This window comes from Pseudomonas jinjuensis (assembly GCF_900103845.1).
In the GTDB taxonomy this organism is placed as follows: Bacteria; Pseudomonadota; Gammaproteobacteria; order Pseudomonadales; family Pseudomonadaceae; genus Pseudomonas; species Pseudomonas jinjuensis.
In genome coordinates, this window is sequence record NZ_FNIJ01000013.1 from 43,611 (window position 1) to 64,440 (window position 20,830).

18 protein-coding genes are annotated in these 20,830 nt (G+C 66.4%); 8 read left to right on the forward strand and 10 right to left on the reverse strand.

From position 1 onward, the window contains the following. Window positions 1-18: 18 nt before the first annotated feature. The 4 genes from BLR75_RS18210 to BLR75_RS18225 form a co-directional block, all read right to left on the reverse strand. Window positions 19-507, reverse strand: a complete 489-nt coding sequence (locus BLR75_RS18210; protein WP_139207042.1) for a hypothetical protein — start codon at window positions 505-507, stop codon at window positions 19-21. 70 nt (window positions 508-577) lie between these two features. Beyond that, entirely contained in the window at window positions 578-1,036 is a 459-nt protein-coding gene (locus BLR75_RS18215; protein WP_139207043.1) for a hypothetical protein, read from the reverse strand. Further along, window positions 969-1,490 (reverse strand): PAAR domain-containing protein, encoded by a 522-nt coding sequence (locus tag BLR75_RS18220; protein WP_084312056.1) that lies wholly within the window; start codon window positions 1,488-1,490, stop codon window positions 969-971. The genes BLR75_RS18215 and BLR75_RS18220 overlap by 68 nt, the downstream gene beginning before the upstream one ends. A gap of 486 nt (window positions 1,491-1,976) precedes the next feature. Next, window positions 1,977-2,993, reverse strand: a complete 1,017-nt coding sequence (locus BLR75_RS18225) for a GlxA family transcriptional regulator (protein ID WP_371858126.1) — start codon at window positions 2,991-2,993, stop codon at window positions 1,977-1,979. A 309-nt stretch (window positions 2,994-3,302) separates the two neighbouring features. On the opposite strand from BLR75_RS18225, the gene glyA reads away from it, so the two are divergent. From glyA to fdhA, 7 genes are all read left to right on the forward strand, one after another. Continuing rightward, the gene (gene glyA, locus BLR75_RS18230; protein WP_084312055.1) at window positions 3,303-4,556 is read left to right on the forward strand and encodes a serine hydroxymethyltransferase; all 1,254 of its coding nucleotides are present in this window, start codon (window positions 3,303-3,305) and stop codon (window positions 4,554-4,556) included. Window positions 4,557-4,684: 128 nt separating this feature from the next. Further along, window positions 4,685-5,935 carry a sarcosine oxidase subunit beta gene (locus tag BLR75_RS18235; protein WP_084312054.1) on the forward strand — a complete coding sequence of 417 codons (1,251 nt, stop codon included), beginning with the start codon at window positions 4,685-4,687 and terminating at the stop codon, window positions 5,933-5,935. Window positions 5,936-5,948: 13 nt separating this feature from the next. After that, a complete protein-coding gene (locus tag BLR75_RS18240; protein WP_084312053.1) occupies window positions 5,949-6,275 on the forward strand; it encodes a sarcosine oxidase subunit delta in 327 nt (108 codons plus the stop codon). 4 nt (window positions 6,276-6,279) lie between these two features. Beyond that, on the forward strand, window positions 6,280-9,300 hold the full coding sequence (locus tag BLR75_RS18245; protein ID WP_084312052.1) for a sarcosine oxidase subunit alpha: 3,021 nt from the start codon (window positions 6,280-6,282) through the stop codon (window positions 9,298-9,300). A gap of 172 nt (window positions 9,301-9,472) precedes the next feature. Next, entirely contained in the window at window positions 9,473-10,108 is a 636-nt protein-coding gene (locus BLR75_RS18250; RefSeq protein WP_084312051.1) for a sarcosine oxidase subunit gamma, read from the forward strand. Window positions 10,109-10,229: 121 nt separating this feature from the next. Then, the gene (gene purU / locus BLR75_RS18255) at window positions 10,230-11,087 is read left to right on the forward strand and encodes a formyltetrahydrofolate deformylase (RefSeq protein ID WP_084312050.1); all 858 of its coding nucleotides are present in this window, start codon (window positions 10,230-10,232) and stop codon (window positions 11,085-11,087) included. A gap of 231 nt (window positions 11,088-11,318) precedes the next feature. Beyond that, complete coding sequence (gene fdhA / locus BLR75_RS18260) at window positions 11,319-12,518, forward strand: formaldehyde dehydrogenase, glutathione-independent (protein WP_084312049.1); 1,200 nt, start codon at window positions 11,319-11,321, stop codon at window positions 12,516-12,518. A gap of 296 nt (window positions 12,519-12,814) precedes the next feature. Here the strand turns inward: fdhA and BLR75_RS18265 are convergent, their stop codons facing one another. From BLR75_RS18265 to BLR75_RS18280, 4 genes are all read right to left on the reverse strand, one after another. Beyond that, window positions 12,815-13,855 carry an ABC transporter substrate-binding protein gene (locus BLR75_RS18265; protein ID WP_084312048.1) on the reverse strand — a complete coding sequence of 347 codons (1,041 nt, stop codon included), beginning with the start codon at window positions 13,853-13,855 and terminating at the stop codon, window positions 12,815-12,817. A gap of 197 nt (window positions 13,856-14,052) precedes the next feature. Next, the gene (locus BLR75_RS18270) at window positions 14,053-15,435 is read right to left on the reverse strand and encodes an aspartate aminotransferase family protein (RefSeq protein WP_084312047.1); all 1,383 of its coding nucleotides are present in this window, start codon (window positions 15,433-15,435) and stop codon (window positions 14,053-14,055) included. Window positions 15,436-15,465: 30 nt separating this feature from the next. Continuing rightward, complete coding sequence (locus BLR75_RS18275; RefSeq protein ID WP_084312046.1) at window positions 15,466-16,887, reverse strand: APC family permease; 1,422 nt, start codon at window positions 16,885-16,887, stop codon at window positions 15,466-15,468. A 31-nt stretch (window positions 16,888-16,918) separates the two neighbouring features. Further along, entirely contained in the window at window positions 16,919-18,409 is a 1,491-nt protein-coding gene (locus BLR75_RS18280; RefSeq protein ID WP_084312045.1) for an aldehyde dehydrogenase, read from the reverse strand. Between the two features lie 337 nt (window positions 18,410-18,746). Between BLR75_RS18280 and BLR75_RS18285 the strand changes: the two genes are divergently transcribed. Then, a complete protein-coding gene (locus tag BLR75_RS18285; protein WP_084312044.1) occupies window positions 18,747-19,673 on the forward strand; it encodes a LysR substrate-binding domain-containing protein in 927 nt (308 codons plus the stop codon). A 203-nt stretch (window positions 19,674-19,876) separates the two neighbouring features. On the opposite strand, the gene BLR75_RS18290 is transcribed toward BLR75_RS18285, so the two are convergent. Continuing rightward, complete coding sequence (locus tag BLR75_RS18290) at window positions 19,877-20,416, reverse strand: DUF3299 domain-containing protein (protein ID WP_084312043.1); 540 nt, start codon at window positions 20,414-20,416, stop codon at window positions 19,877-19,879. A 111-nt stretch (window positions 20,417-20,527) separates the two neighbouring features. After that, complete coding sequence (locus BLR75_RS18295) at window positions 20,528-20,773, reverse strand: GlsB/YeaQ/YmgE family stress response membrane protein (RefSeq protein ID WP_084312042.1); 246 nt, start codon at window positions 20,771-20,773, stop codon at window positions 20,528-20,530. Between the last annotated feature and the right edge of the window lie 57 nt (window positions 20,774-20,830).

Sequence of the window (20,830 nt, forward strand, 5' to 3'; positions counted from 1 at the left end):
TCCGGGCGTCCGGCGCCCTCATTGGGGCGAGGAGCAACTGCTGGCGGCGGCCTGGAGCGCCCCGGCATGGTCCAGGTAGGATTCGGGGTCGTAGGGAACGGCCGTGATATCGAAGCTGGACTTGCCCCCGGGTTCGACTTCCTGCCAAATCCTGAACGCCCACTGGCGGCCTTCGTGGGTCATCAACAAGTCGAAGACGTGACTGTTCAGATCGCTGTTCTCATCGAGAACGGAATAGAGATAACGCAGATTCCGATACCAGTCGGGTATTGCCGTTAGAGCCAGGATCGCGTCTTTCGCAAGTTTTTCATCGCTGTCATTCAATCCGTACATGTTGCCGATGGTAATTTCCCCCGCCCTCTTCAGCTCGCCCAGCGGTGCAGGTAAAGGCTCCCTGCTTATCAGGCGTGAGCGGCCGCAGTGGAAAACCCAGCGCCCGGTCTTCACGTAATCATCTGCGTAAATGACCACACCGTTTCCCATATCCGTTTTGTATACGCTCGTCATTGTCTTGAATCCGTAGCGGTTCCCGATCAGTAGCGGGGGAAGGAAGATGATGAAAGCGATCCAGAAGCTCTTACTTCGGCAGGAAATCAAAGTGGCCTCCTGGAACACCAATTGGTGTGTCGCCGGAAATTACCGGGTTCATTGCGCCCATCGTCTGGTAAGTGAAAGTAAGCGCGTCGTTGTTGTTCTTTCGCTCCTTCGCCAACGCCCTCCACCTGCGACACCACTCCTCCCCCGGCGCGGCGTTATCACTGATCCCGCAAAGCTTGCCCAACTGGCGCTCCTCGAACGAACCCCAGGTGTTGCGGTAATCGGAGCGGCGGACGAATGCCCTGACCTTGATCCGCAGGTGATTGGCCAATAGTTGCGCAAGACTTTCATTGGTCTGCGGGAAGAACTGGATGGCTTCTTCGATGGGATATTCCGGGCGGTTTCCCATCCCTGTCCGGCAGGCATAGCTGTCAATGCGCGCCGAACTGGAGAAAGCCAGGGGCGAGATCCTCTGGTAGTTCAGGACGTCGAGGGACATGCGGTAATCCCCCGCCAGCTGGTAACCGAAGGCTACCCGCTGCGGTACGCCATGGCTGAACAGCGACAGGTGCTCGATGGGCGACTGGTTTCAATTCGGTCATCAGCCCCTCGTCCAGCGAACCATCCGGGCGTATCGCGCCGAGCCTGGCGAAGTCGATGATGACGCTGCCCGCCGCCGCAGCGGACATGAAGCCGCCGAAGCTATCCGGACTGCCCGAGACGATGCTGCCGCCGTGGCTGCTGGGACTGCCCAGATGGGCCAGTGGCCGGTTGTCGACGACGATGGAGGGGAAACCTGTGGTGATGACGGCGCCACAGCCACAGATATCGCCTACGCGGGCTGCGCCCAGGGAGTTGACCTGGGTATCGGGGGAAGCGGAAACGATGGGCGAGGTGCCGTGTCCGGGAACCGGACAGACATGCATGTCGCCGAGACGGGCTATTGGGATCATGCCATTCCTTTCCTTGGAGTCGGTTTATTGCGGAATTCCGACGATAACCGCAGCGAATGGCATGCGTTCCTCGCTGGCCGGACCGGAAGCAGCGGCTGACAGGAACTGCGGAATTTTCCCTCGGCTCAGGATGCAGGGCGGGCGCGAAACCTGTAGGAGCCAGCTTGCTGGCGATCCGGGCGTTATCGGAAAACCCGGTGTAGCCGGATGGCTCGGCTGATCGCCAGCAAGCTGGCTCCTACGAAGAGCAGCACTGCCCTGGTCGATCCGCGTTCAGACCGTAGGGCGGGTGCAGCCCGCCGGATAGACCGCCACGGATTGGCGGGTTGCACCCGCCCTACATGTGGCACCGACCTGTAGGAGCAACTGTCTTGGTATCTCAGCGCATTTTGTTCGCGAGCAAGCTCGCTCCTACGAGGGCCGGCGTTGTCGTGTAGGAGCGAGCTTGCTCGCGAATTCTGGTGTAGGGGCCATGCCGCGACATCATCACGCCCCCAGCGGACTCTGCTTCCTCTGCCCCCGTGGCGAGCAGCCGAAGAAGCGGCTGTAGCACTTGGAGAAGTGCGCCGGCGAGGCGAAGCCGCAGGACAGGGCGATGTCGCGGATCTGCGCTTCGCTGCGCAGCAGCAGGTCGCGGGCGCGGTTCAGGCGGAGTTCGAGGTAGTACTGGCTGGGCGTGCGTTCCAGGTACTTGCTGAACAGCCGCTCCAGCTGGCGCACCGACACCTCGTTGAGCTGCGCCAGCTCTTCCAGCTCCAGCGGTTCCTCCAGGTTGGCCTCCATGATCGCGACGATCTGGCTGAGCTTCGGCTGGGCGCTGCCGAGTTTCTGCCGCAGCGGCACGCGCTGCTGTTCGCGGGAGCCGCGCATGCGGTCGCAGAGCAGCAGTTCGGCGGCGCGGGTGGCGATTTCCACGCCGCCCGGTTCGCGGGCGATCAGCTGCAGGGTCATGTCCATCGCCGCGGTGCCGCCGGAGCAGGTGTAGCGGTCGCGGTCCAGTTCGAACAGCTGGTTGGAGATGACGATGCCGGGGAAGCGGTCCTTCAGCTGCTCGATGTCTTCCCAGTGGATGGTGCAGCGATAGCCGCGCAGCAGGTCGGCGCTGGCCAGCAGGTGGCTGCCGGTGCAGATGCCGCCGAGCGGCACGCCGTGGCGGGCGAGCTTGCGCAGCCAGTCGATCAGGTGGCGGTCGTTCTTCGCCGGGATCGGGTTGGAACCGACCACGAACAGCGCATCCAGCTTCGGCGCGTCGTCCACCGAATGGTCGGGCAGCACGCGCATGCCGTTGCTGGCCTGCACCGGTTCCAGGTCGCGGGCGATCAGCAGGGTGCGGTACAGCGGCCGGTGCGCGGCGAGGTTGGCCATGCGCAGGGTTTCCACCGCGGAGGCGAAGCCGATGGTGGTGAAGTTGGGGATCAGCAGGAAGCCGTAGGTCTTCATGCCGGGTGCCGGGGTGGCGACAGGCGTCCGCTCGCTGGCGGCGGCCTGGAAGGTGCTGGCCATCTGGAAAATTCCTCCACTGCGATGACCGGGCGAGGGCGGTCGAATGCAGTCCGTGTTTCTTGTTTTTCTGCGACACGAGGTCGTATCCAGTCTACACCCCGCGGCCTTTCCCGGCAGTCGCCGCATGGCGGGGTGACGGCAGGTCGCCGGCCGGGTCGGTTTGGGCATTTTGAGGTCGCAAACAGGCAAACGGGTGTCATGGGGCTCTCGCACAATCGATCCCACTGGCTCATACCGACCGCTGCATCCAGCGTCCCGGAAAGCCCCCACCAACAGGCGACACCCGGTTGTCGCACGGAGACCCACGCGATGTTCAGCAAGCACGACCAGATCCAGGGCTATGACGATGAACTGTTCGCCGCGATGCAGGCCGAGGATGCCCGTCAGGAGGACCACCTCGAACTGATCGCCTCGGAGAACTACACCAGCCAGCGCGTCATGCAGGCCCAGGGCAGCGGGCTGACCAACAAGTACGCCGAAGGGTATCCGGGCAAGCGCTACTACGGCGGCTGCGAGCACGTCGACAAGGTCGAACAGATCGCCATCGACCGCGCCAAGCAGCTGTTCGGCGCCGACTACGCCAACGTCCAGCCGCACTCCGGCTCCTCGGCCAACTCCGCGGTCTACCTGGCGCTGCTGCATGCCGGCGACACCATCCTCGGCATGAGCCTGGCCCATGGCGGCCACCTGACCCACGGCGCCAAGGTGTCGTCCTCGGGCAAGCTGTACAACGCCGTGCAGTACGGCCTGGACACCGCCACCGGGCTGATCGACTACGACGAAGTGGAGCGCCTGGCGCTGGAGCACAAGCCGAAGATGATCGTCGCCGGCTTCTCCGCCTACTCCAAGACCCTCGACTTCCCGCGCTTCCGCGAGATCGCCGACAAGGTCGGTGCCTACCTGTTCGTCGACATGGCCCACGTCGCCGGCCTGGTCGCCGCCGGTCTGTACCCGAACCCGCTGCCCTACGCCGACGTGGTCACCACCACCACCCACAAGACCCTGCGCGGCCCGCGCGGCGGCCTGATCCTGGCGAAGTCCAACGAAGAGATCGAGAAGAAGCTGAATTCCGCGGTCTTCCCCGGCGCCCAGGGCGGCCCGCTGATGCACGTGATCGCCGCCAAGGCGGTGTGCTTCAAGGAAGCGCTGGAACCCGGCTTCAAGGACTACCAGGCCCAGGTGATCAAGAACGCCCAGGCCATGGCGAAGACCTTCATCGATCGCGGCTACGACGTGGTGTCCGGCGGCACCGACAACCACCTGTTCCTGCTCTCGCTGATCAAGCAGGGCCTGACCGGCAAGGAAGCCGATGCCGCGCTCGGCCGCGTCGGCATCACGGTGAACAAGAACGCCGTGCCGAACGACCCGCAGAGCCCGTTCGTCACCTCCGGCATCCGCATCGGCACCCCGGCCATCACCACCCGCGGGCTGAAGGAAGCGCAGAGCGTGGAGCTGGCCGGCTGGATCTGCGACGTACTGGACCACCTCGGCGATGCCGATGTCGAGGCCAAGGTGGCCACCCAGGTCGCCGGGCTGTGCGCGGACTTCCCGGTCTATCGTTGAGATTTCCCGTAAGAGACCTGTAGGAGCCAGCTTGCTGGCGATCAGCCCGAAAGCATCGCCAGCAAGCTGGCTCCTACAAAAAGCGGTCCCGCGCGGCGATCAGAAAAAGAGATTTCAGGAGCACCCACATGCAACGCTATTCCGGCTTCGGCCTGTTCAAGCACTCACTGAGCCACCACGAGAACTGGCAGCGCATGTGGCGCACGCCTACGCCGAAGCAGGTCTATGACGTGGTCATCGTCGGCGGTGGCGGGCACGGCCTGGCCACTGCCTACTACCTGGCCAAGGAACACGGCATCACCAACGTCGCGGTGGTCGAGAAGGGCTGGCTGGGCGGCGGCAACACCGCGCGCAACACCACCATCGTGCGTTCCAACTACCTGTGGGACGAGTCGGCGCTGCTCTACGAACACGCCATGAAGCTGTGGGAAGGCCTGTCCCAGGACCTGAACTACAACGTCATGTTCTCCCAGCGCGGCGTCTACAACCTCTGCCACACCCTGCAGGACATGCGCGACGGCGAACGCCGCGTCAGCGCCAACCGCCTGAACGGCGTGGACGGAGAGCTGCTCAACGCGCAGCAGGTGGCGGAAGAGATCCCCTACCTGAACTGCACCAGGAGCGCCCGCTACCCGATCATGGGTTCCACCGTGCAGCGTCGCGGCGGCGTGGCCCGTCACGATGCCGTGGCCTGGGGCTTCGCCCGTGCCGCCGACGCCCTGGGCGTGGACCTGATCCAGCAGACCGAAGTCATCGGCTTCCGCAAGCAGGACGGCGCGGTGATCGGCGTCGAGACCAACCGCGGCTTCATCGGCGCCAAGCGCGTCGGCGTGGTCACCGCCGGCAACTCCGGGCACATGGCCAAGCTCGCCGGCTTCCGCCTGCCGATCGAATCGCACCCGCTGCAGGCGCTGGTTTCCGAGCCGCTGAAGCCGATCATCGACAGCGTGATCATGTCCAACGCCGTGCATGGCTACATCAGCCAGTCGGACAAGGGCGACCTGGTCATCGGCGCCGGCATCGACGGCTACAACGGCTACGGCCAGCGCGGTTCCTACCCGGTGATCGAGCACACCCTGCAGGCCATCGTCGAGATGTTCCCGGTGCTCTCCCGCGTACGCATGAACCGCCAGTGGGGCGGCATCGTCGACACCACTCCGGACGCCTGCCCGATCATCGGCAAGACCCCGGTGAAGAACATGTTCTTCAACTGCGGCTGGGGCACCGGCGGCTTCAAGGCGACTCCCGGCTCGGGCAACGTCTTCGCCGCCACCCTCGCCAAGGGCGAGCCGCATCCGCTGGCCGCGCCGTTCTCCATCGACCGTTTCCACAGTGGCGCGCTCATCGACGAGCACGGCGCTGCGGCAGTAGCTCACTAAGAGGGCCCACACAATGCTGCACATCTTCTGCCCCCACTGCGGCGAGCTGCGCTCCGAAGAGGAATTCCACGCCAAGGGCCAGGCGCACATCCCGCGTCCGCTCGATCCCAACGCCTGCACCGACGAGGAATGGGGCGAGTACATGTTCTTCCGCGACAACCCGCGCGGTATCCACCACGAGCTGTGGGTGCACGTCACCGGTTGCCGCAAGTATTTCAACGTCACCCGCCACACGGTGAGCTACGAAATCCTCGAGACCTACAAGATCGGCGAAAAACCGAGCGTCACCGCCGATTCCGTGAAGAAATCCGCCGCACAGCCCGCTGTCGAGAAGGCCTGAGACCATGAGCCAGATCAATCGTCTTTCCCGTGGCGGTCGCATCGACCGCAGCAAGCAGCTGACCTTCACCTTCAACGGTCAGCAATACCAGGGCTACGCCGGCGACACCCTCGCCGCCGCCCTGCTGGCCAATGGCGTCGACATCGTCGGCCGCAGCTTCAAGTACTCGCGTCCGCGCGGCATCGTCGCCGCCGGCCCCGAGGAGCCGAACGCGATCATGCAGATCGGCTCCCGCGAAGCCACCCAGATCCCCAACGTGCGCGCCACCCAGCAGGCGCTGTACGACGGCCTGGTGTCGAGCAGCACCAACGGCTGGCCGAACGTGCAGAACGACCTGATGGGCGTGTTCGGCAAGGTCGGCGGCAAGATGATGCCGCCCGGCTTCTACTACAAGACCTTCATGTACCCGCAGTCGATGTGGCCGACCTACGAGAAGTTCATCCGCAAGGCCGCCGGTCTCGGCCGCGCGCCGACCGAGGTCGACCCGGACAGCTACGACTGGATGAACCACCACTGCGACGTGCTGATCGTCGGCGCCGGCCCTGCCGGTCTGGCCGCCGCGCTGGCCGCCGGCCGCAGCGGTGCCCGCGTGATCCTCGCCGATGAACAGGAAGAGTTCGGCGGCAGCCTGCTCGACACCCGCGAAACCCTCGACGGCAAGCCCGCCGACGAGTGGGTCGCCAAGGTGCTGGACGAGCTGAAGGGCATGCGCGAAGTCATCCTGCTGCCGCGCTCCACCGTCAACGGCTACCACGACCACAACTTCCTCACCATCCACGAGCGGCGCACCGACCACCTCGGCGAGATCGCCCCGCTCGGCCAGGTGCGCCAGCGCGTCCACCGCGTGCGCGCCAAGCGCGTGGTGCTGGCTGCCGGCGCCCACGAGCGTCCGCTGGTCTATGCGAACAACGACGTGCCCGGCAACATGGTCGCCGGCGCGGTTTCCACCTATGTACGCCGCTACGGCGTGGCACCGGGCAAGAAGCTGGTGCTGTCGACCAACAACGACTACGCCTACCGCGTCGCCATGGACTGGCAGGAAGCCGGCCTGCAGGTGGTCGCCATCGCCGATGCGCGGCCGAACCCGCGCGGCGAGTGGGTCGAGGAAGCGCGCAAGCGCGGCCTGCGCGTGATCACCGGCAGCTCGGTGATCGAGGCGCGCGGCAGCAAGCGCGTGAGCGGCGCCAAGGTCGCGTCGATCGACAGCTTCCGCATGAAGGTCACCGCTCCCGGCGAATGGCTGGACTGCGACCTGATCGCCAGCTCCGGCGGCTACAGCCCGGTGGTGCACCTGGCGTCGCACCTGGGCGGCAAGCCGGAATGGCGTGAGGACATCCTCGCCTTCGTACCCGGCGAAGCCTTCCAGAAGCGCATCTGCGCCGGCGCGGTGAATGGCGTGTTCCGTCTCGCCGACTCCCTCGCCGACGGCTACCGCGCCGGCAGCCAGGCGGCTGTCGAGTCCGGCTTCAAGGCCGTCGAAGGCGACCTGCCGAAGGCTCCGACCCGCACCGAGGAAGCCACCCTGGCGCTGTTCCAGGTGCCCCACGAGAAGTCCACCGCGCAGGCGCCGAAGCAGTTCGTCGACCCGCAGAACGACGTCACCGCCGCCGCCGTCGAGCTGGCCTGCCGCGAGGGCTTCGAGTCCATCGAGCACGTCAAGCGCTACACCGCGCTGGGCTTCGGCACCGACCAGGGCAAGCTGGGCAACATCAACGGCCTGGCCATCGCCGCGCGCGCCCAGGGCAAGAGCATCGCCGACACCGGCACCACCATGTTCCGCCCGAACTACACCCCGGTGACCTTCGGCGCCGTCGCCGGCCGTCACTGCGGTCACCTGTTCGAGCCGGTGCGCTTCACCGCCCTGCACGCCTGGCACGTGAAGAACGGCGCCGAGTTCGAGGACGTCGGCCAGTGGAAGCGCCCGTGGTACTTCCCCAAGCGTGGCGAGGACATGCATGCCGCCGTGGCCCGCGAGTGCCGCGCCGTGCGTGAGTCGGTCGGCCTGCTGGACGCCTCCACCCTCGGCAAGATCGACATCCAGGGCCCGGATGCGCGCGAGTTCCTCAACCGCGTGTACACCAACGCCTGGACCAAGCTGGACGTGGGCAAGGCCCGCTACGGCCTGATGTGCAAGGAAGACGGCATGGTCTTCGACGACGGCGTCACCGCCTGCCTCGCCGACAACCACTTCGTCATGACCACCACCACCGGCGGCGCGGCCCGCGTGCTGGAGTGGCTGGAGCTGTACCACCAGACCGAATGGCCGGAGCTGAAGGTGTACTTCACCTCGGTCACCGACCACTACGCGACCCTGACCCTGTCCGGCCCGAACAGCCGCAAGCTGCTCGCCGAAGTCACCGACATCGACCTCGGCAAGGACGCCTTCCCGTTCATGACCTGGAAGGAAGGCAAGGTCGCCGGCGTGCCGGCCCGCGTGTTCCGCATCTCCTTCACCGGCGAGCTGAGCTACGAGGTGAACATCCAGGCCGACTACGCCATGGGTGTGCTGGAAGCCATCGTCGAGGCCGGCGCCAAGTACAACCTGACGCCGTACGGCACCGAGACCATGCACGTCCTGCGCGCCGAGAAGGGCTTCATCATCGTCGGCCAGGACACCGATGCCTCGGTCACCCCGGACGACCTGAACATGGGTTGGGCGGTAGGTCGCACCAAGCCGTTCTCCTGGATCGGCTGGCGCGGCATGAACCGCGAGGACTGCCTGCGCAGCGACCGCAAGCAGCTGGTCGGCCTCAAGCCCACCAACCCGTCGGAAGTGCTGCCGGAAGGCGTGCAGCTGGTGTTCACCGCGCAGCAGGCGATCCCGATGAACATGGTCGGCCACGTCACCTCCAGCTACATGAGCTCGACCCTCGGCTACAGCTTCGCGATGGCGGTGGTGAAGGGCGGCCTCAAGCGCATGGGCGAGAAGGTCTACGCGCCGCTGGTCGACGGCCGGGTGATCGAGGCGGAGATCTGCAGCTCGGTGTTCTACGACCCGAAAGGGGAACGGCAGAACGTGGATTGATTCGGTGCCGCCGGCTGCCCTCACCCCCGCCCTCTCCCAGAGGGAGAGGGAGTAGTTCGAGGCGACCGGCGGGCACGGCACTCACAGCACACTCAGCTCGGCCCCCTCTCCCTGCGGGAGAGGGCTGGGGTGAGGGGAAACAGGCGATAAGCGCCCCCAAGGTGAACAGAACATGAGCAAAGCAAACGTCTACCAGCAACGCCCGGCAGCCGGCGCAAAGGCCGAATCGCCGCTGTTCCACGCCGAACTGGACAAGCTCGCCGGCCGCGGCAATCCCAAGTCCGGGATCGTCCTGCGCGAGAAGAAACTGCTCGGCCACCTGACCCTGCGCGGCGACGCCAGCGACCCGGCCTTCGCCGGCGGCGTGCACAAGGCGCTCGGCCTGGAACTGCCGGTGGCCCTGACCCTGGTGGCCAAGGGCGAGACCTCCCTGCAGTGGATGGCCCCGGACGAGTGGCTGCTGATCGTCCCGAGCGGCGAGGAACTCGCCATCGAGCAGAAGCTGCGCAAGACCCTCGGCGAGGAGCTGCACTACTCGGTGGTCAACGTCAGCGGCGGCCAGACCGTGCTGGAACTCTCCGGCCCGAGCGTCCGCGAAATGCTGATGAAGTCCACCAGCTACGACGTGCACCCGAGCAACTTCCCGGTGGGCAAGGCGGTCGGCACCATCTTCGCCAAGGCCAGCTGCGTGATCCGCCATACCGGCGAGGACAGCTGGGAGCTGATCGTGCGGCGCAGCTTCGCCGACTACTTCTGGCTCTGGCTGCAGGACGCCAGCGCCGAGTACGGGCTGAAGGTCGCAGCGTAACCGTCGGTGGGGTGCGTAGGTTGGCGCTGAGCTTGCGAAGCCCAACGTACTCCGCCCCACCACGCGTTGGGCATCGCTTCGCTCAGCGCCAACCTACGTTGGTGCACTGCAGGAGACCAAGATGAGCCGCACACCCGATACCTGGATCCTCACCGCCGACAGCCCGAGCCTGCTGGGCACCGTGGACGTGGTCACGCGCTATCTCTACGAGCAGCGCTGCTACGTCACCGAGCACCACTCGTTCGACGACCGCCTGGCGCAGCGCTTCTTCATCCGCATCGAGTTCCGCGCCGGCGACGGCTTCGACGAGGACGCCTTCCGCACGGGACTCAGCGAGCGGGTCGCGCCGTTCCAGATGAATTTCGCGCTGACCGCGCCGGGCTATCGCAGCAAGGTGGCGATCATGGTCTCCAAGGCAGACCACTGCCTGAACGACCTGCTCTACCGCCAGCGCATCGGCCAGTTGCCGATGGACGTGGTGGCGGTGATCTCCAACCACCCGGACCTGGAACCGCTGGCGCGCTGGCACGGCATCCCCTACCACCACTTCCCCCTCGACCCGCGCGACAAGCCGGCGCAGGAAGCGAAGGTGTGGCAGGTGATCGAGCAGACCGGCGCGGAGCTGGTGATCCTCGCCCGCTACATGCAGGTGCTCTCCCCCGAGCTGTGCCGCAAGCTGGACGGCTGGGCGATCAACATCCACCACTCCCTGCTGCCCGGCTTCAAGGGCGCCAAGCCGTACCACCAGGCGTACCAGAAGGGCGTCAAGCTGGTCGGCGCCACCGCCCACTACATCAACAACGACCTCGACGAGGGCCCGATCATCGCCCAGGGCGTCGAGGCCGTGGACCACGCCCACTATCCGGAAGACCTGATCGCCAAGGGCCGCGACGTCGAGTGCCTGACGCTGGCAAGGGCGATCGGGTATCACATCGAGCGGCGGGTGTTTTTGAACGCGAATCGGACCGTCGTGCTTTGACGGACCGTTGAACGGCGGATGGGTGGAGCTCATCCGCCCTACGTCTGCCGGGCACCTACGTAGGGCGCATAACGCCACAGGCGTTATCCGCCGAATACACCTGAGCAACACCGACAGCCCCGGACTGCCACCTTTTCCGGCCCTGTCGCGCAACAAGCAACAGACGAGTTCCCAGTGCAAAGCCGCGCGCTCATCGCGCATTTGTACCCACAACGACAATGAGGAATAGCTATGTCTGGTAATCGTGGTGTCGTGTATCTCGGAGCCGGCAAGGTCGAGGTGCAGAACATTCCCTATCCGAAGATGCAGGACCCCCAGGGCAAGCAGATCGACCATGGCGTGATCCTGCGCGTGGTCTCCACCAACATCTGCGGCTCCGACCAGCACATGGTCCGTGGCCGTACCACCGCGCCGGAAGGCCTGGTGCTGGGCCACGAGATCACCGGCGAGGTGATCGAGATCGGCCGTAGCGTCGAGACCATGAAGATCGGCGACCTGGTCTCCGTACCCTTCAACGTCGCCTGCGGCCACTGCCGCACCTGCAAGGAGCAGCACACCGGCGTCTGCCTGACCGTCAACCCGGCCCGCGCCGGCGGCGCCTACGGCTACGTCGACATGGGCGGCTGGGTCGGTGGCCAGGCGGAATACGTGATGGTGCCGTATGCCGACTTCAACCTGCTGAAGCTGCCGAACCGCGAGCTGGCGATGGAGAAGATCCGCGACCTGACCTGCCTGTCGGACATCCTGCCCACCGGCTACCACGGCGCGATCACCGCCGGCGTCGGCCCGGGCAGCACCGTGTACATCGCCGGCGCCGGTCCGGTCGGCCTGGCTGCCGCCGCTTCGGCCCGCCTGCTCGGCGCCGCCGTGGTGATCGTCGGTGACGTCAACCCGACCCGCCTGGCTCACGCCAAGGCCCAGGGCTTCGAGATCGCCGACCTGTCCAAGGACACCCCGCTGCACGAGCAGATCGCCGACCTGCTGGGCGAGCCGGAAGTCGACTGCGCCGTCGACGCAGTGGGCTTCGAGGCCCGTGGCCACGGTCATTCGGGCTCGCAGCACGAGGCTCCGGCCACCGTGCTGAACTCGCTGATGGGCGTGGTGCGCGTCGCCGGCAAGATCGGCATCCCCGGCCTGTACGTCACCGAAGATCCGGGCGCGGTGGACGCGGCCGCCAAGCAGGGCTCGCTGAGCATCCGCTTCGGCCTCGGCTGGGCCAAGTCGCACAGCTTCCACACCGGCCAGACCCCGGTGATGAAGTACAACCGCCAGCTGATGCAGGCGATCATGTGGGACCGCATCAAGATCGCCGACATCGTCGGGGTGGAAGTCATCACCCTCGACGACGCGCCGAAAGGCTACGGCGAGTTCGATGCCGGCGTGCCGAAGAAATTCGTCATCGACCCGCACAACCTGTTCCGCGCTGCGTAATCACGCGGCACAAGACCCCCGGCTGCGGTCACCACTACCGCGGTCTCTCTCCAAGGGAGCCTTCGGGCTCCCTTTTTTTCATCCCGACGTCACCGATGCGCTCTTCGTAGGGCGAATGAAGCGGAACGCTTCATCCGCCGATAAGACCGTGCCGATGGGATGGCGGATAACGCTGGCGCGTTATGCGCCCTACCCTGACATTCCAGCGAAACCGTGTAGGAGCGAGCCATGCCCGCGACCCTCGGCATCCGGTCGCGCGCATGGCGCACTCCTACAAAGAGCGCGTCGGCCCGGTGTTACCGCGCCGCCCAGGCGTTGAAGCGCTGCTCCAGCTCCTCGCCATGGTCGACCCAGAACGCCGCATCCACCGAACGCGCGCCTTCCAGATTGGCCGGCGCGGTCGGCAGGTTGGCCTGCACGTCGGCCGGCAGCAGTCCCAGCGCATCCTTGTGTACCGGACCATAGGGAATGTGCTCGGCGAACACCTTCTGCGTCTGCGGCTGGCTGGCGAAGGCGATGAATTTCTCCGCCAGCGCCTTGTTCCTGGTGCCCTTCACCACCGCCCAGTATTCCGGGTCGTAGAGGCTGCCGGGCCAGACGATGCCGAGCTGCACGCCTTCCTTCTGCGCGGCGGCGATGCGGCCGTTGTAGGCGGCGCTCATCACCACGTCGCCGGCGGCGAGCCACTGCGGCGGCTGGGCGCCGGCTTCCCACCACTGGATGCTGGGCTTGATCTGGTCGAGTTTCCTGAAGGCACGGTTCACGCCTTCGGGGGTGGCGAGCACCTTGTACAGGTCTTCCGACTTCACCCCGTCGGCCAGCAGGGCGACTTCCAGGGTGTACTTGGCGCCCTTGCGCAGGCCGCGCTTGCCGGGGAAGTCCTTGACGTTCCAGAAGTCCGCCCAGGAGGTCGGCGCCTTGGCCAGCTTCTCGCCGTTGTAGGCCATCACCATCGACCAGACGTAGGTGGCCACGCCGCATTCGCTGAGGGTGCCGGGGACGAACTGCGCGGAGTCGCCGAACACCGCCGGATCGAGGCGCTCGAACAGGCCCTCCTCGCAGCCGCGCAGCAGTTCGGGGCTTTCCACCTCGACCACGTCCCAGCTGACGTTGCCGACGTCGACCATGGCCTTCACCTTGGCCATTTCGCCGTTGTACTCGCCGGCCACCACCGTCCCGGCGCCGCTCTGGTTGAAGGGTTTGAAGTACGCCTGCTCCTGGGCCGCCTTGGTGGCGCCGCCGAAGGAGATGACGGTGATGCTCTGCGATTGCGCCTGGGCGGCGCCGGTGATGGCGGCGAAGACCGCGCAGGTGAGGGGTAGCAAGGACACTTTCATGGAACGACTCCCACAGCCATTTGGCTTGTTGTGTGTTGCGTTGCGGGCAGCTACCGGCCAGAAGCCGGACAAAAGGGTTCCATCGCGCGGGCTTCGTCGAGCCCGCGGCGTTGTTGTATGGGGGTATTTGTAGGAGCGGGCCATGCCCGCGACCGGTCAATGGGTCGCGGGCATGGCCCGCTCCTACAGGGATTGCGTTACAGCACACCAATCTCCTGCGCCGTGCGGTCGACCGCGATGCGGGTCTTGTCGATCAGCTCGTCGATCTCCGCGCGGGTCGCCACCAGGGCCGGGGCCATGATCATGCGGCCGAGGGTGGAGCGGATGATCACGCCTTCCTCGAAGCCGATGGTGCGGCAGCGCCAGGCGAGGTCGTTCTCGTTGGCGAAGCGCTTGCGGGTCGCCTTGTCCTCGGCGAACTGCAGCGCGGCGACCAGGCCGGCGCCCTGGATGTCGCCCACCAGCGGGTGCTCGCCGAACACTTCGCGCAGGCACTGCTGCAGGTACGGGCCGGTGTCGTTCTTCACCTGGGTCACCACGCCTTCGTCGCGCAGCGCGGTGAGGTTGGCGATGGCCACCGCCGCCGCCACCGGGTGGCCGGAGTAGGTCAGGCCGTGGGCGAACACGCCGCCCTGCTCCACCAGCGCGCTGGCGATGCGCTTGCTCAGCACCAGGCCGCCCATGGGGATGTAGCCGCTGGTCAGGCCCTTGGCGATGGACAGGGTGTCCGGCTCGAAGCCGAAGTGCTGGTGGGCCATCCACTCGCCGGTGCGGCCGAAGCCGCCGATCACTTCGTCGGCGCACAGCAGCACGTCGTACTGGCGGCAGATGCGCTGGATTTCCGGCCAGTAGCTTTCCGGCGGGAAGATCATCCCGCCCGCGCCCTGGAACGGCTCGGCGACGAAGGCGGCGACGTTGTCGGCGCCCAGTTCGAGGATCTTCTCTTCCAGCTGGCGGGCGGCGCGCAGGCCGAATTCCGCCGGGGTCAGGTTGCCCTCGTGGGCGAACCAGTAGGGTTCGTCGATGTGCGCGATGTCCGGCAGCATGCCGCCCATCTCGTGCATGAACTTCATGCCGCCCAGCGCGGTGCTGCCGAGGGTCGAGCCGTGGTAGCCGTTCCAGCGGCCGATCATGATCTTTTTCTGCGGCTTGCCGACCACCTGCCAGTAGCGGCGCACGGTGCGGATCAGCACCTCGTTGGCCTCGGAGCCGGAGTTGGTGTAGATCGCGTGGCTGTAGTGGCCGGGCAGCAGGCTGAAGAGCAGCTCGGACAGTTCCACCACCGCCGGGTGGGTGGTGTGGAAGAACATGTTGTAGTACGGCAGCTGGTCGAGCTGACGGGTGGCCGCGGCAGTCAGGTCCTTGCGGCCGTAGCCGAGCTGGGTGCACCACAGGCCGGACATGCCGTCGAGGTAGCGATTGCCATCGTTGTCCCAGAGGTACAGGCCCTCGCCGCGCACCATCACGCGCGGGCCTTCCTCGTTCAGCGCCTTCTGGTCGAGGAAGGCGTGGATGTGGTGGGCCGCGTCGGCTGCCTGGTAGTCGCGGGTTTCACGCTGTTGAGTGGTCTTGTCGGTCATCGACTGTCTCCTAGTTCCCTCGATGGCGCGTCAGGCCAGAGGGGATTGCAGGGGATCGAGGGCGACGGACTTGCCCTGGGCAGTCTCACCGGCCGTCTCGAGCGGTTCGGGTACGAAGAGGGGTTTGCGCATCACCAGCTTGATCCACACCACCGCCACCAGCGAGACCACGCCGAGCACCACGCCTGCGCTGGCGAAGATACGGCCGGTCATTTCCGGGGTCGGCGACACGTGCACCACGGCGTAGAGCATGCCGGCGATACCGAACAGCTGCGGCCAGGGGTAGAACGGCGTGCGGAACGGCCGGGCAATCTGCGGATAGCGCCTGCGCAGGGCCAGCACGTCGACGTGGGCGATGATGTAGGCGAGCAGCCAGGACAGCGCGGCGGCCAGCAGCAGGATGTTGATCGCGTCCGGGTTCTCGCCGAGCAGGACGATGGGCAGGCCGGTGATGGCGGCGACGAACAGCACGGCCACCCACGGCGTGCGCGCCCTGCGGCTGAGCCACTGGAACTGCGGGAAGGCCTGGCCGTTCTGCGCCATGCCGTAGAGCATCCGCGGGATGGCCGCCAGCGACGAGTTCAGCGTGCTGCAGGTGGCGGTGATGGCGGCGATCACCAGGAACAGCTGGCCGTAGTCGCCGAACACGCGGTTGGCGAAGGTGAAGTGCGGCAGCAGGTCGCCGGCCAGCTCCTCGCCGGGGATCAGCATCAGCGCACCGAGGCAGTACAGCGCGATGGTAAGGAAGATGATGGTCAGGCCGAGGATCATCGAGCGCGGGATGTTGCGCTCCGGGCGCCGCGTCTCTTCCACCAGCGGACAGACGAACTCGGCGCCGACGAAGCCCCACACGGCCAGCGCGGTCAGCGCCAGCACGCCGACGCCCAGCGGGTTCCAGCCACTGTTCACGGCAGTCTGCACGGCGGCCTGCTCGTGGCTCACCGCGCCCAGGCCGAGCAGCAGCAGGACGATCATCATCACCAGCGCCAGCACGCTCTGCAGGCGGGCGAAGATGTCGATGCCGAGCAGGTTGAGCACGGTGAACAGGCCGAGCACGCCATAGGCGACGGTCATCGACGGCAGCGCGCCGGGGTAGACCTTGTCGATGATCATGTCGAGCAGCAGCAGTTCGGCGGAGAGGGCGAACATCGCCACCACCACGTAGCCGGAGAAGGTCGCCAGGATCGCCGGGAAGTGCCCGATGGCCACCTCGGTGTAGCTGCTCAGGCCGCCGGCGCGGGGGATCATCAGCGCCAGTTCGGAGAAGGAGAAGGCGTAGCTCAGGGCCAGCAGGTAGGCCACGCCCAGCGGCAGGATGAAGCCGAGGCCGGCGCTGCCGGCGCCCTGCAGCATCAGTACCATCACGCCCTGGGATACCACCAGGCCGATGGCCACGGCCAGCAGCGGGCCGAGGCCGAGCACGCGGCGCAGGGCCGGTTGTTGCACGCTCATGGGTCTTCCTCTTGTTCTTCTTGTGTGACGCTCAGCGCAGCTGGATCCAGGTGGTCTTCAGCTGGGTGTACTTGTCGAACGAGTGCAGCGACAGGTCGCGGCCGAAGCCGGACTGCTTGCCGCCGCCGAAGGGCACGCAGGGGTCCAGCGCATCCACGGTGTTCACCGACACGGTGCCGGCCTTCAGCCTGCGCGACACGCGGTGCGCGCGGTTGAGGTCGTCGCTCCACACGGAGGCGGCGAGGCCGTAGACGCTGTCGTTGGCCAGGCGCACGGCTTCGTCCTCGCTGTCGAACGCGGTGACTGCAAGCACCGGGCCGAACACTTCGTCGCGGGCCAGGCGCTGCCCGGGGCGCACGCCGGTGAAGATGGTCGGTTCGACGAAGTTGTCCGAGCCGTTGAAGCTGAGCTGGCGGCCGCCACAGGCGAGCTTCGCGCCGTCGTTCTGCGCCTGGTCGATGAAGCGCAGGATGCCGGCGGTCTGCTTCGCATCGACGATGGCGCCGGCGCGGCTGGCCGGGTCCAGCGGATCGCCGGGCGCCCAGTCGCGGGCCCTGGCGATCAGGCGCTCGACGAATTCGTCGTGGATCGAGCGTTCGACCAGCAGCCGCGAGTTGGCCGAGCAGACTTCGCCCTGGTTGAAGAAAATGCCGAAAGCCGCTTTTTCTGCCGCAAGATCGAGATCGCGGCAATCGGCGAACACGAGGTTCGGGCTCTTGCCGCCGCATTCCAGCCAGACCTGCTTGAGGTTGGATTGCGCGGCGTACTGCATGAAGTACTTGCCGACCTGGGTCGAGCCGGTGAACACCAGCGCGTCGACGTCCATGTGCAGGCCGAGGGCCTTGCCGGCGGTTTCGCCAAGGCCCGGCACCACGTTCAGCACGCCTTCCGGGAGGCCCGCTTCCAGCGCCAGTTCGGCCAGGCGCAGGGCGGAGAACGGCGACTGCTCGGCGGGCTTGAGCACCACCGAGTTGCCGGCGGCCAGCGCCGGGGCGAGTTTCCAGGCGGCCATGTCGAGGGGGAAGTTCCACGGCACCACCGCGCCGATCACCCCGAGCGGCTCGCGGGTGATGGTGGCGAGGGCGTCCTGCGCGGTGGGCGCGACCTGGTCGTAGAGCTTGTCGATGCTTTCCGCGTACCAGGCGAACACGCCGGCGGCGCCGGGCACGTCGATGTTCCAGGCGTCCATCACCGGCTTGCCCATGTTCAGCGAGTCGAGCAGGGCCAGTTCCTCGCGGTTGGCGAGCATCAGTTCGGCGAGCTTGAGCAGCACCGCCTTGCGTTCGCGCGGCGCCATGCGCGCCCAGGGGCCGTTGTCGAAGGCATTGCGCGCGGCGCGCACGGCGGCGTCGATCTCCGCCTCGCCGCAGGCGGCGACGTTGGCCAGCAGGCGGTTGGTCGCCGGGTCGATGGAAGCGAAGGTAGCGCCGTCGGCGGCGGCCACGCGGCGGCCACCGATCAGGGCGCTGTCGATGAAGGTCTGGCGGGCGGCACGCAATTGCCAGTCGTTGAGTTGGTACACCAGGGCACTCCTGCTCACGAGCGTTATTGTTCTGGGATGGGATGAGATGGTCGCGCAAGCCCCGGCGCAGGAAAAATATTAAATATGTCTTCGGGGTATATGAAAAAGCTGGGCAGGCGTGCACCGGCAGCGGGCGGCGTGCTGGGTTATTGTGCAGGGGCCGTCCCCGTGGCCTTCGTAAGGCGAATGAAGCGGAACGCTTCATCCGCCGATGGGCATGGCGCCGGGTTTGCGGCGGATAACGCTGGCGCGTTATGCGCCCTACACGTGCTCCAGAGAAACAACCACAACAATCAGGCCCGCACCACCGGATGCGGCGCCGGCAAGAGGTCTTGCAGTGGCTTCCTATACCTTGCGACAACTCAAGTATTTCGTGACCACCGTGGAATGCGGCAGCGTGGCCGAGGCGTCGCGCAAGCTGTACATCGCGCAGCCGTCGATCTCCACGGCGATCAAGGGGCTGGAGGAAAGCTTCAACGTCCAGCTGTTCATCCGCCACCATGCCCAGGGCGTGTCGCTGACGCCCACCGGCGCGCGCTTCTACCGCAAGGCGCAGGAGCTGCTGCGCATGGCCCACGAGTTCGAGCAGAACGCCCTGGCCGACAACGACGTGGTGGCCGGGCAGATCGATATCGGCTGCTTCGAGACGGTCGCCCCGCTCTACCTGCCGCGGCTGATCGCCGGCTTCCGCGAACGCTACCCGGGGGTGGAAATCCGCATCCGCGACGGCGAGCAGCAGGAACTGGTGCAGGGCCTCACCGCCGGGCGCTTCGACCTGGCGTTCCTCTACGAGCACGACCTCGACGGCACCATCGAGACCCAGCCGCTGATGCCGGCGCAGCGCCCCTACGCGCTGCTGCCGGAAAACCACCGCTTCGCCCGGCAGGCGCAGGTATCACTGCGAGACCTCGCGCTGGAACCGATGATCCTGCTCGATGTGCAGCCAAGTCGCACCTATTTCGTGAGCATCTTCGAGGAACTGGGGTTGAACCCGCACATCGCCTTCAGCTCGCCGTCGATCGAGATGGTGCGCGGCATGGTCGGCCAGGGCTTCGGTTTCTCGGTGCTGGTCACCCGCCCGCATTCGGAGTGCACCTACGACGGCAAGAAGGTGGTGATGGTGGACATCGCCGAGCCGGTCAGCGCGTCGGGACTGGTGGCGGCATGGCTGAAACGCGCCCAGCTGACCAAGCCGGCGCAGCTGTTCGTCGACTATGCGCGGGAGCAGCTCAGCGGCAGCCAGATGACTGCGGAATCAACGTAGGAGCGGGCCATGCCCGCGACCTTCCGGCCCTGCCAATGTCGCGGGCATGGCCCCTACAGGAATGCAGCACCCGTAGGGTGGATCACGCTCCACCGATCCACCATGGCCGCCCATGCGGCCCCGCAATGGTGGATGAAAAGAGCCTCATCCACCCTACGTTTCTGGTCGACCGCCGTAGGGCGGGTGCAACCCGCCGATAACCGTTACAGGTCGCTCTCCTCCACCGGCCGGACTTTGGCGTTGTCCATGGCATAGGCCGCATCGGCCAGCTGGTTGCTGACCTTCTCCACCTTCAGCGTGCCGCTGACCCACAGCGGCAGGTAGATGTCGTCGAGCTGGATGCCCTTGGGATAGCGCACCAGCACGATCTGGTTCGGCGGCGGTGGCGGCACGTGGATGCAGGCACCCGGATAGGGCACCAGGAAGAACTCGGTGACGCGGCCGCGGGCGTCGTTCTGCAGCGGCACCGGGTAGCCGCCGAGGCGGATGGTCCTGCCGTCCAGCGCGGGCACGGTCTTCATCGAGTACATCACCGCCGGCAGGCGCCTGTCCTTCTGCTTCAGGCCGTCCTTGTCGGTGAAGGTGCCGTTGGCCTCGGGGCCGGCGTGGTCGATTTCCGGCATCTCCTCCAGCGCCTTGCGGTCGCTCGGCGGCATCAGCGAGAGCCAGTCGGTTTCCGGGGGTTCGGCGTGGGCCAGGGAGGTCAGCAGCAACAGGCTGCAGGCGAACAGGGTACGGCGCATGGGCGTTCCGGAGGGTGGCGGGAGAACGCCGCGTATTGTTCTGCATCGGCCCGGGAATGACCAGCAGGCACAGCGGCCCAGGCAACGGACCGCCTGCGGTCGCGGCCTGCGTCAGCTCTTCTTCACCATGTTGTAGATGATCAGCAGGACCACCGCGCCGATCACCGCGCCGATGAAGCCCGCCACCTGGCCGGCGGCGTAGATGCCCAGCGCCTGGCCGCCGTAGGTCGCCAGCAGCGAGCCGCCGATGCCGATCAGGATGGTCATGATCCAGCCCATGCTGTCGTCGCCGGGCTTGAGGAAGCGCGCGACGAGTCCGACGATCAGGCCGATGACGATGGTTCCGATGAGTCCCATGACAGTTCTCCTAGTGGGGTTGGAGCGCGTTGGTGCGCCTGTCATCGGACAGTGTAG

Coding starts and splice junctions, on each gene's coding strand:
- fdhA (WP_084312049.1), top strand. CDS start 11,319: ATGTCTGGTAATCGTGGTGTCGTGTATCTCGGAGCCGGCAAGGTCGAG.
- BLR75_RS18275 (WP_084312046.1), bottom strand. CDS start 16,887: ATGAGCGTGCAACAACCGGCCCTGCGCCGCGTGCTCGGCCTCGGCCCG.
- BLR75_RS18220 (WP_084312056.1), bottom strand. CDS start 1,490: ATGATCCCAATAGCCCGTCTCGGCGACATGCATGTCTGTCCGGTTCCC.
- BLR75_RS18245 (WP_084312052.1), top strand. CDS start 6,280: ATGAGCCAGATCAATCGTCTTTCCCGTGGCGGTCGCATCGACCGCAGC.
- BLR75_RS18215 (WP_139207043.1), bottom strand. CDS start 1,036: ATGTCCCTCGACGTCCTGAACTACCAGAGGATCTCGCCCCTGGCTTTC.
- purU (WP_084312050.1), top strand. CDS start 10,230: ATGAGCCGCACACCCGATACCTGGATCCTCACCGCCGACAGCCCGAGC.
- BLR75_RS18240 (WP_084312053.1), top strand. CDS start 5,949: ATGCTGCACATCTTCTGCCCCCACTGCGGCGAGCTGCGCTCCGAAGAG.
- glyA (WP_084312055.1), top strand. CDS start 3,303: ATGTTCAGCAAGCACGACCAGATCCAGGGCTATGACGATGAACTGTTC.
- BLR75_RS18250 (WP_084312051.1), top strand. CDS start 9,473: ATGAGCAAAGCAAACGTCTACCAGCAACGCCCGGCAGCCGGCGCAAAG.
- BLR75_RS18270 (WP_084312047.1), bottom strand. CDS start 15,435: ATGACCGACAAGACCACTCAACAGCGTGAAACCCGCGACTACCAGGCA.
- BLR75_RS18225 (WP_371858126.1), bottom strand. CDS start 2,993: ATGGCCAGCACCTTCCAGGCCGCCGCCAGCGAGCGGACGCCTGTCGCC.
- BLR75_RS18295 (WP_084312042.1), bottom strand. CDS start 20,773: ATGGGACTCATCGGAACCATCGTCATCGGCCTGATCGTCGGACTCGTC.
- BLR75_RS18265 (WP_084312048.1), bottom strand. CDS start 13,855: ATGAAAGTGTCCTTGCTACCCCTCACCTGCGCGGTCTTCGCCGCCATC.
- BLR75_RS18290 (WP_084312043.1), bottom strand. CDS start 20,416: ATGCGCCGTACCCTGTTCGCCTGCAGCCTGTTGCTGCTGACCTCCCTG.
- BLR75_RS18210 (WP_139207042.1), bottom strand. CDS start 507: ATGACGAGCGTATACAAAACGGATATGGGAAACGGTGTGGTCATTTAC.
- BLR75_RS18235 (WP_084312054.1), top strand. CDS start 4,685: ATGCAACGCTATTCCGGCTTCGGCCTGTTCAAGCACTCACTGAGCCAC.